The sequence below is a fragment of the Alcaligenes sp. SORT26 genome (assembly GCF_017377875.1).
Lineage (GTDB): Bacteria > Pseudomonadota > Gammaproteobacteria > Burkholderiales > Burkholderiaceae_B > Alcaligenes > Alcaligenes parafaecalis.
This window is the reverse complement of sequence record NZ_CP070975.1, coordinates 879,061-894,516: the sequence shown is the minus strand read 5'-3', so window position 1 is coordinate 894,516 and position 15,456 is coordinate 879,061. Positions and strand designations below refer to the sequence as shown.

At 54.2% G+C, this 15,456-nt stretch carries 13 protein-coding genes; 6 read left to right on the top strand and 7 right to left on the bottom strand.

The window, feature by feature from the left end; all coding sequences use genetic code 11:
- Nucleotides 1-6: 6 nt before the first annotated feature.
- From JYG33_RS04180 to JYG33_RS04165, 4 genes are all read right to left on the bottom strand, one after another.
- Nucleotides 7-999, bottom strand: a complete 993-nt coding sequence (locus tag JYG33_RS04180; RefSeq protein ID WP_207874777.1) for a VOC family protein — start codon at nt 997-999, stop codon at nt 7-9.
- Nucleotides 996-1,859 (bottom strand): alpha/beta hydrolase, encoded by an 864-nt coding sequence (locus JYG33_RS04175; protein ID WP_207874775.1) that lies wholly within the window; start codon nt 1,857-1,859, stop codon nt 996-998. Before JYG33_RS04175 ends, JYG33_RS04180 begins: the two co-directional genes overlap by 4 nt.
- Before the next feature lie 4 nt (nt 1,860-1,863).
- Complete coding sequence (locus JYG33_RS04170; RefSeq protein WP_207874773.1) at nt 1,864-3,102, bottom strand: MFS transporter; 1,239 nt, start codon at nt 3,100-3,102, stop codon at nt 1,864-1,866.
- A 170-nt stretch (nt 3,103-3,272) separates the two neighbouring features.
- Nucleotides 3,273-4,397, bottom strand: a complete 1,125-nt coding sequence (locus JYG33_RS04165; RefSeq protein WP_207874771.1) for an MFS transporter — start codon at nt 4,395-4,397, stop codon at nt 3,273-3,275.
- Between the two features lie 97 nt (nt 4,398-4,494).
- Between JYG33_RS04165 and JYG33_RS04160 the strand changes: the two genes are divergently transcribed.
- The 4 genes from JYG33_RS04160 to JYG33_RS04145 all read left to right on the top strand — a co-directional run bounded on the left by JYG33_RS04160 (nt 4,495) and on the right by JYG33_RS04145 (nt 9,661).
- Nucleotides 4,495-5,268, top strand: a complete 774-nt coding sequence (locus JYG33_RS04160) for a helix-turn-helix transcriptional regulator (RefSeq protein ID WP_207874769.1) — start codon at nt 4,495-4,497, stop codon at nt 5,266-5,268.
- A gap of 318 nt (nt 5,269-5,586) precedes the next feature.
- On the top strand, nt 5,587-6,903 hold the full coding sequence (locus JYG33_RS04155) for an amidohydrolase (RefSeq protein ID WP_207874767.1): 1,317 nt from the start codon (nt 5,587-5,589) through the stop codon (nt 6,901-6,903).
- A gap of 268 nt (nt 6,904-7,171) precedes the next feature.
- Nucleotides 7,172-8,491, top strand: a complete 1,320-nt coding sequence (locus JYG33_RS04150) for an amidohydrolase (protein ID WP_207874765.1) — start codon at nt 7,172-7,174, stop codon at nt 8,489-8,491.
- A 129-nt stretch (nt 8,492-8,620) separates the two neighbouring features.
- Nucleotides 8,621-9,661, top strand: a complete 1,041-nt coding sequence (locus JYG33_RS04145; RefSeq protein WP_207874763.1) for a methyltransferase — start codon at nt 8,621-8,623, stop codon at nt 9,659-9,661.
- Nucleotides 9,662-9,767: 106 nt separating this feature from the next.
- Here the strand turns inward: JYG33_RS04145 and JYG33_RS04140 are convergent, their stop codons facing one another.
- From JYG33_RS04140 to JYG33_RS04130, 3 genes are all read right to left on the bottom strand, one after another.
- Nucleotides 9,768-10,217: an Hsp20/alpha crystallin family protein gene (locus JYG33_RS04140; protein WP_207874761.1), complete on the bottom strand. Its 450-nt coding sequence runs from the start codon at nt 10,215-10,217 to the stop codon at nt 9,768-9,770.
- Nucleotides 10,218-10,443: 226 nt separating this feature from the next.
- Nucleotides 10,444-11,976, bottom strand: coding sequence for a nucleobase:cation symporter-2 family protein (locus JYG33_RS04135; protein ID WP_207874759.1), 1,533 nt, complete (start codon nt 11,974-11,976; stop codon nt 10,444-10,446).
- 54 nt (nt 11,977-12,030) lie between these two features.
- On the bottom strand, nt 12,031-13,407 hold the full coding sequence (locus JYG33_RS04130) for an 8-oxoguanine deaminase (protein WP_207874757.1): 1,377 nt from the start codon (nt 13,405-13,407) through the stop codon (nt 12,031-12,033).
- A 454-nt stretch (nt 13,408-13,861) separates the two neighbouring features.
- On the opposite strand from JYG33_RS04130, the gene fmdA reads away from it, so the two are divergent.
- Nucleotides 13,862-15,061, top strand: a complete 1,200-nt coding sequence (gene fmdA / locus JYG33_RS04125; RefSeq protein ID WP_207874755.1) for a formamidase — start codon at nt 13,862-13,864, stop codon at nt 15,059-15,061.
- Nucleotides 15,062-15,119: 58 nt separating this feature from the next.
- Entirely contained in the window at nt 15,120-15,407 is a 288-nt protein-coding gene (locus tag JYG33_RS04120; RefSeq protein WP_207874753.1) for an FmdB family zinc ribbon protein, read from the top strand.
- Nucleotides 15,408-15,456 lie beyond the last annotated feature (49 nt).

The window sequence follows — 15,456 nt, the reverse complement described above, 5'->3', positions numbered from 1 at the left end:
CTTTCCTTAAACTTGCGCCCACAAAGGCAAAGAGTGATTGGTGTCCAGCACACGCTCGCCAGCCAGAGTCACATACCACTCACTGAGCAAGCCATCGGGGTCACGCAGAAATAAGGACCGTTTCCAGGGCAGATTTACATCGTGCACAGGCGTGATGTTCTGTTTTTTCAAGCGCTCCAAAGTGTGCTCCAGATCCTGCACACTGGCCAGTTCAAAACTGCCATGAGAAAAGGAGGCCTGCTCGTCCTGCACCAGAATCAGGCTGTAGTCATAATTAGCCAGACCTGCACGCAAATACACCACCTGCTCGTTCTGATAGACCACTTCCAGTCCACCGACTTCGGTGTAGAAAACACGCATCGCATCCAGTTGAGCCGTACGCAAGACCGCATGAGTAACGCGACGTGGTTGTACGGGAGCATCAGCCACGGTTTCCAGAATGGGATCGGAATCGTAGCGGCCTTCGCTAAAGGGTTCCTGAGCTTCCGGGTCCCAGCGACTGGTCAGCAATTCCATAGGGCCGCCCAACACGCTGCGCCAGTCTTTAATGGTGTCGCAGTAGAACTCGTTGTAATTGCCATCAGGGTCAAACATGTAGACGCTATGGGCCACCTGGTGGTCCACCGTCATATCAATATCGCGGCCTTGTTCTTTGGCACGCTTCCAACCAGCGACCAGTTCAGCCTCGTTTTCCAGTTCCCAGGCCAAGTGATTCAAGCCGGGTGTCAAGCCGATCGTGCCAGGTAGCTGCAACAGGCCGTCGCGACCATAGCGGTTAACGCCTTTGGTGGTTTCCATCATGCCCAGATCGTGGGGGGTGTGGCCGGTGCCTAGAAAAGTCGCCACCAGATCAGGCTCGGTAAACTCCACTTTCAGGCCGCACACCTGGCTGTAAAAATCTTCGCCGCGTTGCAGTTCATCAACCCACAGATTGACGTGGCCCAGACGGCGGGGCTCAAAGCACGCGGTTTGGATGGAGTGGGAAGTTGCTTGTGTCATAGTCTCTCCTCCTTGGTATGACAGTTCATGGTCTGCAACACGGCTAGCGTCAATGCGCTGTCGCTTTGTTCCAGATCCATCAAGACATTGAAATGATTACGGTTTGGCACAGCCAGACTGTGTACGTAACAGCCCGCCCGCTCGCATTGCCGGGCGTAGTGGCGGCTTTGTTCCTGCATGACGGCGGGCTCCAGTTCGCCCCAGGCGACCAGCACGGGAGTGCGGGCGGCGGGGGGATACAGGGCCGGGCTGTAGCGTTGGGCTTGTTCTTCGTCCAGTTGCAGCCAGCCATTGACGGCGGTTTGCAAAATCGGATGCAAATCCATCACGCCGCTGATAATGCTGGCGCTGTGAATCAGACGTTGTTCACGTTGGGCATCGGCGGCCAACAACATGCCGCTTAAATGGCCTCCTGCCGAGCTGCCACTAATATGAATACGCTGTGGATCGCCATTGAACTGCGCGGCGTTGGCGTGGATCCACTGCAAGGCGCGTTCACATTGCTCAATAATCTGCGGCAGGCGGTATTCCGGGGCCAGGCCATAGTCCAGGCAAATTACCGTGGCACCGGCGGCATGCAGGCTTTGCGCCATCATGGCCGAGTCGTTCTTGGACAACATGCGCCAGTAGCCGCCATGGATGAACAGATAAACCGGGGCGCCGACTTGGCTGGCTGCATAGACGTCCAGCTTTTCTGCCGGATCATCGCCATAGGCATGGGTGCTAAAACAGGAGCCCAAGGTAGTACGGGCGCGTTCACTGGCATGCTTGTAGGCGGCCATTTCAGCATCAAAGTCCGAGACCGAGGCCTGGAGCCGGTATTGCTCCAGGTCGGCTGGATCGAAAACAAGTTTGTTCATTGCTTTACTCCGCCTGCGCCGAAGACAAGCGGTTCAACATCAGGAAACCGATGAAAACCAGCACTTCCACCGCTAGGAAGCTGCCAAAGGCCCAGACGTAGGAGCCGGTCAGGCTCAGTAACAGGCCCAGCAAGGACGGCGCGACAAAGGTAGCGAACACACCGCCCATCTCGGCGTAGCCAGCGGCGCAAGGACCGAGGTTCACGCCATAGCGTTCACCCACATAGCTGAAAATGGCCCCGCCATGAAACACCCCTACGCCGCACAGAATGGCCACAATCAGCAAGCCGCTGTAGGGCAAGGCCTGCCAAGCAACCAGAACACAGGCGCTAGCCGCCAGAATGGTTAACCACATTCCCACACGCATCACACCAACACGGGTGAAGCGATCGCTGACGTAACCGCCCAGAATCAGGAAAAAGACTTGGGACAAGCCCATGATGGTGCCGAACAAGGGAGCCTGTTCAGGGGCCATTTTCTGCACATCAATCAAGGCAGGAATCAGCCAGGTTGCGGTTGCCGCTACCGAGAACAAGGCACCAAAAATCGCCAGAATGCCAACCCAGATCCAGGGGCGTGCAGCAATGGAGCGCAACACACCTGCATCGGTTTTGATCTTGTCGTGAGGATCTTGATAAGGGCCGGGACGGACGACCAATTGCGTGATCAAACAGGCACTTAAGGTCAGGCCACCGAGCACCAGGAAGAAAGCGCGCCAGCCATGGTCCATGGCGTAAGGCAGCCCCAAGGCAAAGTCCAGGGTAATCGCCAGTGAATACGCGGCCAGAATGATGCCCAGGACCAGGCCCTGACGACGTGGTGCAAACCATTGCATGACGATTTTCATGGACCCGACCCACACCGCAGAGTCAAAAAAGCCCACGACCAGACGCAGCAAAAATAACTGGGTGAAATCCTGTGCCTGGGTTTGCAAAAGCATCAGCAAACCGCTGCCGCCCAAACCAATCAGATACAGACGGGCCGAGTTCATGGAGCGACCGCGTGGTGCCCAGAACAACATGCCCAAGGCGAACGAAACCCCAAAAGCCCCCTGCACCAGCCCGGCTTGTGCGGGACTTAGCGACAGGTCTGCCGACACAATCTTGATAACGGCAGCAAAGCCGTAAAAGTCGGCTGCCAGGCACATTTCGCCCATCACAGCCATCAGCAACATTAACAAGGCAATTGCGCCGCGTGGCTTGGCCTTGTCGAGCGGAGTGCCCATAACCCCCTGTTCCACCATGTCATCCTCTCCTTTGGAAAAATGTTCAAGCTGAGTGTTTGTGAGGCACACTCTTCGATTGCTTTAAACATGAAGGATTATGGTGATTCCGCTTAATGCATGTCAATACATATGTATTAGTATATTCCCTATGGTGAGCCGCCTTACGAACGAAGCATCAGGGCTTGTCCTTAGGCTTTTTTCAAAGGTAAAGCCAGGCAGATTGCTGCTAGCACGGCGCAAACTACCGTGACATCTGCCAGATTTCCCCACCAGGCCGACAAGGCCAAACCCAAGCCCAGTAGCAGGCTGTACATCAGACCGAAGACAGCACCTGCCATTCCGGCAACGGAACGATAGTTCTGCAAGGCGGCGGATAAAAGGTTAGGAATGGCCACCGCATAGGCCAGTGCCAGCAACATGGCAGGTAGTAGAAAAATCAGGTGTTTGCCCGCGAGCTCCAGCCCAATAGCCGATACCGCTAACAATAGGATTCCCCGCCAAATCAGACTATGGGATGACTGCCCCGCTGCCAGCCAGCGGCGGTTCAAGAATGCGCCGATAAACGTGCCCGCAGCCAGCAAGACACCGGCAATCATCATGGGCCGGTTGTCCGAACCCAAACCTTGCAGCAAAAAGGGAGCCCACTGATAAAACGCAAAAATCGTGGTGTTGAACAGAGCCACCAACAAGGCTGATTGCCAGATTGCAGGATCTTTCAGCAGGCGAATCAGAACCTGCCACAAGCTGCTGCTTTGGCGTTGGACGGGACGGGTTTCAGGGAGCTGCAATAGGCAGACGCTCAACAGAACCAAGGCCAGAACCAGCAGACCGATAAAAACCGGCATCACTTGAGCACCCGAGGACAAGGCCACACCCATGGCCAAACCCATCAAAGGACTAAGCGCCAGAGCGGCCCCGATAGTGCCGAAAATCTTGGCCAACTCTTCGGCCTGATACCGGTCCCGCAGCATGGTTTGTACGCCAATGGAGCCCACCGCTGCACCAAATGCGCTAATCATGCGGGCCAGCAAGAGCACCGTGAAGTTCGGGCTGAACAAGGCAAGCAGACAGCCCAGGCCATATACCGTCAAACCCGCCAGAACCGCTGGTCTGCGCCCTAGCCGGTCGCACAGCCACCCCCAGAACAGCACACCGACGGCAAAAGCAATAAAGTAGACGGACAAGGTTTGCCCCGCCTCACTGGCCGAGACAGCGTAGGTTTGGGCAATCAAGGGTAAAGCGGGACTATAGGCGGTCTCCACCACCTGCGGGAACATGATCAAAGCGATCATCAAGAGAAGAAAACGAGTCATGCCAATTCACATATCAGTTTGAAAAGAATCAGCGTAATGCTGGTCGAATTTCTCCATTACAAGTATTCTGCTTAAAAATCCATGAAATCAGACAATCATGCCCTGGCTAGACGCAAGTGACCCTTTTCCCGATCTGACAGGCCGCCACGTCTTGGGTATTGCTGCCCGCTTGGCGCAACATGATTCCGGCCTGCACCAGCATCCCTGGGGGCAGATTCTGTACACGCATAGCGGCTGCATTACCGTCACCCTGGATCAGCAGTTGTGTTTGTTGCCACCGGGACGCTTGATCTGGATTCCTGCCCTTCTGCCCCACCAAGCGCAAATGAGCGAACAAGTGGACTACCGCTCCGTATATCTGGACCCCGTTCACTACCCGGACCTCCCTGCCAAAGTTCAGCTCCTGGCGGCGAACGACTTGCTGACAGCCGCACTGGACCGGATTACACAAGCTGATCTGGATATGGATTGGGATCAGGCACCGGGACGGCATGTCATGCTGGTCTTGCTGGATGAGCTGCAACACGCTCCCGACCAGGCTCTCTTTCTGCCCTTGCCCCAAGATAGTCGACTGAGACATATCGATCTGGATACCCTCCCCCCATCGCTGAACGTGCTGGCCAGCTATCTGGGGGCCAGCGAAAAAACCATCAGCCGTCTGTTCAAGCGGGATACCGGCTTGAACTACCAGCAGTGGCGACAACAATGGCGCTTGCTCAAGGCTATTGAGCAGCTCTCTACCGGTGCTCGTGTCACCCAATTGGCCTCGGACTTGGGGTTTGCCAGCGACAGTGCTTTTATTGCCTTTTTCAAAGAACAGACAGGTGTGACCCCCGGTCATTACAGCCGTCAGAAACAGAATGTTGATTAGGCGTTGATAAGCTGGCCACTGCCTTGATGTACATGATTGAAAACTCCAGCCCTTGATTCTGACTGGAGGCGATTGAGCGCTTGCTGCCGCACGTTTTTTTATCCATTTGATTTGACGGTTGATGCAGGGTAATCAAACCGGCTCACCCTCCTGGTGAGCCGGTTTTTTTTGTGTGTATCGCAGATGGTCTACGGTGATTTTTCTTCCGCCGCTTTAGGTCCATATCAATGCTATAGATGTCAATTAATTCCTCCGTCGGCTGTATAGAGCGATGCTATGATCAATCGCTTATTACTACTAAAAAAGAGAGGAGACTGTATGAAACATTCATTCCGCCTGAGCCTGTTGGCAGTGACATGTTTGATGGCTGGTACAGCCTTGGCGCAAGCCAGCAACCCCATGATTGACACAGCCATGAGCAAAGCCGATGCGCTGGAGCAGCAGGTTATTGAATGGCGTCGTCATATTCACCAGAATCCCGAGTTGTCTTATCAAGAGCACAACACGGCGGCCTATATCAAAGCGGCCTTGGAAACCATGCCGGGTTACCAGATTCAAACCGGCATTGCCCAGACTGGCGTTAAAGCGGTGCTGAAAGGCGGTAAACCGGGTCCGGTCGTTGCCTTGCGGGCCGATATGGATGCCCTGCCCGTGCAGGAACGCAATGATCTGCCCTTCAAGTCCACGGCAAAAGGAATCTGGCAAGGTAAAGAGGTGTCGGTATCGCACGCTTGCGGCCATGACACCCACGTTGCCATGCTCTTGGGTGCGGCCAAAGTGTTCTCGGATATGCGTGATGAACTGCCCGGCACCATCGTGCTGCTGTTCCAGCCTGCTGAAGAACAAGGTCCCGGCAAACCACTGAGCGGTGCCAACGCCATGATGGCTGAAGGTGTGCTGGATCAGCCCAAGGTGGATGTGGTGATGGGCCAGCATATTGGGCCCTCCTACCCCGCAGGTAGCATTGGCTATCGCCCCGGTAGTCTGATGGCCAGTGGCGATGTGTTTTCCATTTCCCTGGCAGGTAAAGGCGGCCATGGCTCCTCTCCCTGGAATGCGGCCTCGCCCGTGGTTGCGGCGGCTGAAACAGTGGTGGCTTTGAACAACATCATTGCTCAGCGTACCAATCCACAGGACGGTACGACTGTCGTGACGGTAGGCTCGCTGCAAAGCGGTAACCGCCCCAATGTATTGCCGGAAAGCGCTGACATCAGCGGCACCGTGCGTTCCCTATCCAAGCAGAACCAGGCAACCGCGCATGAGCTGATTCAGCGTTATGCGCAAAACATTGCCGCGAACCACGACTTGAAAGCCACTGTCCGTATCGACACAGGCTATGAGGTCCTGGTCAGCGACCCTAAAGCGACGCAAACCGTGATTCCTGCCCTGGATCTGGCGACTGACGGGATTGGCGCCAAAGAAGTCGCTCCCGGCATGGGTTCGGAGGACTTTGGTGCGTTTGGCAAGAATGTGCCCGTTGTCTTTTGGCGTCTCAATGCCTCTCCCTATGCCGACAAAATGGGTGCGCCGAATCATTCGCCTGAGTTCATGATTGATGAGAAAGCATTGCGTATTGGTACACGTGCTTTGTTGTCCAGTTCCTTGACGTATATGCTGGAGAACAAGAAGCCTTGATCATATTTTCCTGTGCTTAATGAATGGGTTTTTCGCTAAAAATTCAATAAATCCATAGTTCTTCCGCTAAGCCGGCTCATTATTATGGGTTGGCTTTTTTCTTGGTTTTTATTTTGCAAAAATTTATTCATACCATTGGGTGTCATTAATTTAATTTACATATCTTATTGATTTTAAAGAGGATTAATTTAATTTTCTGATATTTTATTTTTTTATTTACGTCGATGCTACTATCAGCCCACCATTCACCACGGAAGGGAGAAGCATCATGAAGCGTTCTATTTGTTTTGGTTTTCTCGCTGCAACGTATATGGCTGCCAGTACTGTTATGGCACAAACACCCCCTACGATTATTGATCTTGCCATGCAGAAGGCGGATTTATTAGAGCCGCAAATCATTACGTGGCGACGTCATATCCATCAAAACCCCGAGCTTTCCTATCAGGAGAACAATACGGCGGCTTATATCAAGGCAGCCCTGGAAACCATGCCCGGTTATGTGATTCAAACCGGCGTTGCCGAAACGGGGATTAAAGCGGTATTGACAGGTGGTCAGCCAGGGCCTGTTGTTGCGCTACGAGCCGATATGGATGCTTTGGCTATTGAGGAGGTGAATGACTTGCCTTTCAAATCCACTGCCCGTGGAACGTGGCAAGGGCAGGACGTGCCTATTTCCCATGTGTGCGGTCATGACACCCATGTAGCAATGCTCTTGGGTGCCGCTCAAGTCTTTTCTGATCTGCGCGCCGATTTGCCGGGCACCATTGTGCTTTTGTTTCAACCGGCAGAAGAAGGGAATCCTACGCCTGGTGGGCTAAGCGGCGCGAATGCCATGATGGCTGAAGGTGTGCTGGATAGCCCTAAAGTGGATGTCATTATGGCGCAGCATATCCGCGCGGCGCAGCCGGCTGGAGGCATTGGCTATCGTCAGGGCGCCATCTCGGCCGGTGGTTATGGTTTTACGATAGGCCTGCAAGGTGAAGGTGGCCATGGTTCCTCGCCTTGGACGGCAACATCGCCTTTGCTTGCTGCCGCAGAGATTGCCCTCTCCTTGAATAATATTGTGGCGCAACGCACCAATCCTACGGATGGCACGACCGTCGTGACCCTGGGCAAGCTGCAAAGCGGGATTCGAGGAAATGTGCTTCCCGATACGGCCAGTCTGGCAGGAACCATACGTTCTTACTCGCCTAACAACCAGGCAATTGCTCAGGACCTGGTTCGACGCTATGCCGAAAACATCGCCAAAAACCATGACGTAACGGCCAATATTGTTATTCGCGGTGGTTACGATGCTGTCATTAGTGATCCCGCAACGACAGCCATGCTGATCCCCGCTCTGGAGTTGGCTACGGACGGGATTGGAGCCCATGAGACGGAACCATCCATGGCATCGGAAGACTTCAGTGCGTTTGGCAAAAACATCCCCTTGGTTTTTTGGCGTTTGTTCGCCTCTCCCTATGCTGACAAGGATGGTGCGCCGAATCATTCCCCAGAGTTTGTCATTAACGAAGATGCACTCCGAATTGGGACCCGTGCTTTGTTGGCCAGTTCTTTAACCTACATGATCCAAAGCAATAATCCTTAGTTTTTATTGAATGTTGATATTAAAAACTCATGCATATTAGTCGCTCATTCTGACTGATTGGCTTTCGTTTTTTAAATGGCCGGTTCACTGTCTCAGTGACCGGCTTTTTTTTATAAAAAGGGAGTAGACATGAAGACGCATAATGGAGTGAATCAACTAAAGCAGGATTCTGGCGTTACCCGCCATAGCGGTACAGAGTTGCTTAATCTGATCATGGCGTATTCCATTTCCACAGCAGTCCGGGCAGCCGCCCAACTGGATCTGGCAGACCTGATGAAAGACGGCCCCAAAACCGTAGAAGCCTTGGCTCAGGCCAGTCGTACTCAGGCGTCCCACTTGCAGCGCATCTTGCGCGTCTTGTGCGCCCATCGAGTCTTTAAAGAGCAACCGGTCAATACGTATCAACTGGATGAATTGGGCTGGAACCTGTGCTCGGACTCGCCCAGTCGTTTGAAAGAAGCAGCCTTGATGTTGACCGATCAAACCTTTCTTCATTGCGCAGGCGATTTATCACAAGCGGCGGCTGGCATTCCCATATTTAAAGAAAGATTTGGGCATGCTTTTTTTGAGCATTGGGACGATACAGACATTCACGATATTTTTCATCAAGGCGTTTCAGGATTGTCTCGTGCTTCAAATGTGTTTTTAATTAATGAAATCTCCATTCCTGCCAATGCGACCGTGGTGGATGTCGGTGGTGGGATAGGAGGTTTGCTTTTATTGATTCTGAAAAAATTCCCGGACGCATATGGAATTTTGTTTGACCAAGCCCAGGTTTTAGCCAACTCTGTATTACCTGGCTTGAATCAGCCCGAACGATGGAAACTGGTGGATGGGGATTTCTTTCAGAGTTGCCCGGCTGGTGATGTGTACTTATTGCAGATGATCTTGCACGACTGGAGCGATGAGCAAGGCATCACTATTTTGCGTAACTGTGCACAATCCATGTCTGAAAATGGCCGGATTCTGGTGCTGGAAAGTGTGATCGAACCCGACAATAAGCCTAATGGCGGCAAGTTGCTGGATCTGATCACCATGTGTGTGCTGGAAGATAGCCGGGAGCGCACTTTAGGCGAATTTGAAGCCATGTTTGATCGTGCCGGGCTTCGTTTGTTACGACGTATCGATGCCGGTGGTCTGGCTTCTGTGCTGGAACTTGGGCATAAATAAAGGCAACAAGCGACAGAACCGCAACAAAGTGAATGGCCCCCAAAAGCTGGACACGAGTCCAGGCCTAGGGGGCCATTCCTGTTAACGGATCTGCCGATTTAGCCGTTTAACGAATTTCCAGCTTCTTGGCGCCTGTCCCACTCTTTTTCTTGGGCAGGATCAGCTCCAGCACACCGTTTTCGCATTTGGCTGTGGCTTGGGACTCGTCAATATCCTGCGCCAGGCTAAAGCGACGGGTTTGAACCCCGTAATAGCGCTCACTGCGCAAGACCGTATCGCCCTCTTTTTCTTCCTGAGTGCGACGACTTTCTACGCGAATAGAAACGACATTGCCTTCAACACTGACATGCACGTCTTCTTTGTTGATGCCAGGCACTTCAGCACTGACTTGATAGGCTTCTTCGGTCTCGTTGACGTCCAGACGGATGCTGGGCGGTGTATTACCGGCTAAAGAGCCGACAACAGGGACGCGTCGGAAGATGTCTTCAATATCCCGCCATGTATCCAGGCCTGCCAGATCGCCAAACGGATTAAAACGTGTCAAATGATTTGCCATGCTCGATCTCCATTTTTCCTTTGCTGAGCCCTGCTGCAATGGAAGGCGTGGGCTCGTTCGCCTACGTCACTACACATGGCGTTAGTGCCTGATATTTCAAGAGTCTAGATAAAAAAACCCGCCTGACTCCCTAGGGAGACAAGGCGGGTAAAGGTACGATCTTATGTTTTTTACCTGTGTGTTGAGATGGCCTTTATATCGGTCTGGATGCGGGCTTTTGTCTCAATCAAGTGCTGCTTAAACCCGGCTTGGCATGAAGGATGGCATGCTGCTCCGGCTCGGGGTGCTCATCCCCAATCACCGGGACTTCCTTGCCGTCTTTATCCATGACCTTGCCATTGATGACACGGTCACCTTCATTGAGCTTGGCCACATCCGAGACCCGCAAATAGCGGCCTCCTCCAGCGGCAAACACAGAAGGCTGATCGGGATTGCCCAGGGTAAAGTGGTTGAACAAGAGGTTCAGCACAATGGCGACCAAGGCGGCCGAGCTGATGCCGGAATGGAAAATCGTTGCAAACCAGACAGGGAAATGCTCGTAGAACTTGGGAGCCACAATCGGGATCATGCCTGCACCGATGGCCGTTGCTACGATGATCAGGTTCATATTGTTTTCGTAGTTCACCTTGGCCAAGGTACGGATGCCACTGGCGGCTACGGTGCCAAACAAGACCATGCCTGCGCCGCCCAGGACGGCGGGTGGAACAGCCGCCACCAAACGGCCCATGACCGGCAGCAGGCCCAGCGCGATCAGAATCAGGCCACCAAACGCGACGACATAGCGGCTTTTCACGCCAGTGACGGCGACCAAGCCGACGTTCTGGGCAAATGCACTTTGTGTGAAGGAGCCAAAGATTGGAGCGACCAGGCTGGACAACATATCGGCACGCAAGCCATCACCCAGACGGCGGGAGTCCACCTTGGTTTCAATAATGTCGCCCACGGCCAGAATGTCGGCCGAGGTTTCGACCAGGGTGACCAGAATCACAATCACCATGGAAATAATGGCGGCTGTCTGGAAGGTAGGCATGCCAAAGTGAAACAGGCTGGGCAAGGCAAAGACCTCGCCTTCACTGACTGCGGAGAAGTCGGCATGGCCCATCGCCACTGCAATCACCGTGCCGATAATGATGGCCAGCAAGATAGACAAGCGCGAGATGGTGGCGCTGCCCAGTTTGCTGAGCAGCAGCACAATCACCAAGGTCATGGCGGCCAGGGAAATATTGCCAACGCTGCCAAAATCAGGCGATGAGGGGTTGCCGCCCATAGCCCAGAATGCCGCGACGGGCATCAAGGTCAGCCCAATCGTCGTGATGACGCAGCCTGTTACCAAGGGCGGAAAAAAGCGGATGACCCGTGAAAAGATTGGTGTAATCAGCAGCCCTATTATTGAGGCCACAATGACGGCACCAAAGACCGCTGGCAAACCGCCACCCGTGCCCAGAATGGCAATCATGGTGGCGACACCGGAAAACGAGACGCCCTGCACCAAAGGCAGACGGCAGCCAAAGAATGGGACGCCCAGAGTTTGCAGCAAGGTGGCCAGGCCGCCCATGAACAGGCAGGCGGTAATGAGCAAGCCGGTTTCATTGGCAGGCAAACCCGCCGCTTCGCCAATAATCAGGGGCACGGCGATAATGCCGCCGTACATGGTTAATACGTGTTGAAAGCCATAGGCCAGATTAGCGCCCAGGCCCAGATTCTCGTCTTCGGGGCGCTGAGCAGTCGCTGCACCCGTAGCCGTTGTAGGTGTTGTCATGGATGTCTCCGAAAATAAATAGGCAGGGCTCTATAGGCCCTGTCGCTACTGAACTTAAGCCGTCGTCGCGGTATCCAGTACCTTGTCGCGCAAGCGACGGGCGGCGGCTTGATGACGCTGCATTAAGTCTTCCAAATCAATGCCGCAGGGTTGGCCGTCAATAACTCGCCACTGACCGGCGACCATGACACGGTCAGCACGATCTGCACCGCAGAGCAGCAAGGCAGCTAGGGGATTTTCTGCGCCGGAAAAGCGCAATTCATCCAGGGTGAACAAAGCCAGGTCGGCCTGTTGCCCCACATTCAAGCCACCAATGTCTTCGCGCCCCAAACAACGGGCCGAACCTTGGGTTGCCCAACGGATAACCGCTTGATGGGTGACTTGGCCCGGCTCGTAGCGCAGGCGGCCCAACAAGAGTGCCTGTCGCATCTCTTGAGCCAGATTGGAGTGATCGTTGGAGGCCGAGCCATCGACGGCCAAGCCTACCGGTGCGCCAGCCGCTTCCAGCTCGATGGTGCGGCACAGGCCGCTGCCCAGCACCATATTGGACGAGGGGCAATGGGCGATGCCCGTACCGGCGCGGCCAAGACGCTGGATTTCTTCAGCGTTGAAGTGAATGCCGTGGGCCAGCCAGGTGCGATTGCTTAACCAGCCTTGCTGATCCAGATAATCCAGCGGGCGCATGCCAAAGAGGCGTTCGCAGTAAGCGGTTTCGTCGTCGGTTTCAGCCAAATGGGTGTGCAGGCGCACATCTTCGCGCTCGGCCAGCTTGGCGCTTTCACTCATCAGCTCGCGGCTGACGGAAAACGGCGAACACGGAGCCAAAGCCAAGGTAATCATGGCCCCATCTTCACGTTGGTGATACTGGCGAATCAGGCGCAGGCTGTCGTCCAGAATGGTTTGCTCATCTTGTACGACGTTTTGCGGGGGCAAGCCGCCTTGATCGCGGCCTACGCTCATGGAGCCGCGTGTCAGGGCTGCCCGAACACCCAGACGCTGAGCCGTTTCTGCCTGACAATCAATCGCATGCTGCAAGGCCCCCGAAAACACATAGTGGTGATCAGCGACGGTGGTACAGCCCGATTGCAGCAGTTCCACCATAGCCAGTTCACTGGCCACCTGCATTTGCTCATCATCCAGACCGGCCCAGACGTCATATAGCGTGGTCAGCCAGGGGAACAAGGGCTTGTTCAGCGCAGGGGTATAGGCCCGTGTCAGGGTTTGATAAAAGTGATGATGGGTATTGACCAAGCCGGGCAGCAAGACATGGCGGGATGCATCCCAGCTTTGATCGTAGGCTTGGTGGGGCTGTTGTCCGGCAGCGACCTTTTCAATAATGCGGCTGTCTTGTACCAGTACGCCACCGGCAGCTTGCGCATCTGAACAGGCCAGTGGATTGCGAATCCACAGGATCGGGGAACGGCTAATCATGAGTGTGTCTCCTGCGTTTTATTTGCTTTTTATTGTTGTCAGTTCGACTTGCCGACTTATATACCTGCTGTGATAAGGGTTATCTGAAGCCCAAGGATCCTGTGAGCCAGTTCCGCTCCAAAGCTTGATTATTCCTATGTCATTCAGGAACCCATATGTCTTCTATACGGATTCCTGTATATCGATGCCCCATTTTTTTTACGGCATACGGCGACATAAAAAAGTTGCTCAAAATCAGGATTTATCCTCTGGACAAAAACGTCGGAGTATTGTCCTTTAATCGCTTAAAGCCTAAATCATTGGCCCGCTTAAGAATTTATTTAATGGCATAAAAAAGCATATAAAACCGCCTGTCCACACATTTTGACCATGCTGCTTCAGTCATGTTAATGGTGTCGCCAAGCGCATTAAAAGCGCCGTTGTGCGGACCTCGCACACATTATTCGGAGAACACATGCAGCATATAAAAATCAAACCCGGCGCACCCCTGGCCGAGCAAGCCGAGATCGGTCACAACCGATGGCATCCGGATATTCCAGACCTGACCAGCGTGAAACCTGGCGAAGAGATGATTCTGGAATGTATGGACTTTCTGGACGCCCAGATTCAAAACACGGATAGCGCAAATGATGTGCGCGACGTTGATCTGACCCGTGCCCACCCACTGACTGGCCCTATCCACGTAGAAGGCGCCGAACCTGGCGATATTCTGGTGGTGGACCTGCTGGATATTCGCTGCATTACCCCTGTGGGTTTCTCTGGCATTTTTGCCAAAGAAAATGGCGGTGGTTTCCTGGCTGAGCATTTCCCTGAAGCCGACAAGGCCATCTGGGACTTGCACGGCGTGTACGCCACTTCCCGTCACATCCCTGGCGTGCGTATCGCTGCCATGATGCACCCTGGCTTGATCGGCACCCTGCCCTCGCACGAATTGCTGCGCGAGTGGAATCGCCGTGAAGCCCTGTTGGTGCCTAAAGGCCATGCCAACCCACCTGATGCCAAGACAGCCGTTTTGCGCGGCGTAAAAGGCGCTGAATTTGACCGCATGGCGGCAGAAGCCGCCCGTACCGTGCCTCCACGTGAGCACGGCGGCAACCTGGACATCAAGAACCTGACCATTGGCTCGCGGATTTACTTCCCCGTCTATGTGAAGGGTGCGGGCCTGTCCATGGGTGACTTGCACTTCTCCCAGGGCGATGGCGAAATCTCCTTCTGTGGCGCCATTGAAATGGACGGTGCGGCCCATCTCGGCTTTGATCTGATCAAAGGCGGTATGGCCAAGTACAATCTGACCGCGCCTATCTACGTTCCAGGCCGTCACGATCCCAAGTACGATCAGTGGATGCACTTCACCGGCATCAGTGTCGAGGAAGGCGTCAACTACTACCTGGATTCCACGGTTGCGTACCGCCAGGCCTGTCTGGCCGCTATCGACTACATCAGCCGCACGACAGACCTGTCGCGTGCACAGGCCTACATGCTGCTGACAGCGGCTCCGGTTGAAGGCCGTTACGGTGGCGTAGTGGATCTGCCTAACAGCTCCGCTTCTCTGGCATTGCCTACCGGTATTTTTGATACCGATATCCTGCCTAAAGGTGCTCTGAATGATGCGGCCCGCTTTGGCCGTCCAGGCACTCGCTGTAACTTGACCTGATCGGTCTCTGGCCCTGGTTCTGGATTCAGAGCCAGGGCTTGCTTTACTCGGATTTGCCATGCCTTTGTACGACTACCTCTGTAATCATTGCCTGAAACGCAGCAGCCATTTGCGCAGTATTGCCACCCGCAATGATCCCCAAACCTGCCCTGCCTGTGAAAAAGGCAGCCTCTTGCTGCAAGTAAGCGCACCACGACGACTGTTCAGCAAAGACAGCCCCACGCGCGGTTTGACGCCACAGCAGGCTTTGGCCGGAAATAATGTAACGGGTCCAGGCACCCGATCCAGTACCCGAAACTCTGTGATCCACACCTGTATGGGCCCCGGCTGCAGCGTTTGCGCCTAAATACCGTCAGTACGCCGCATAAGCAAGCTGTTAGCTCTGACAGTCCTGC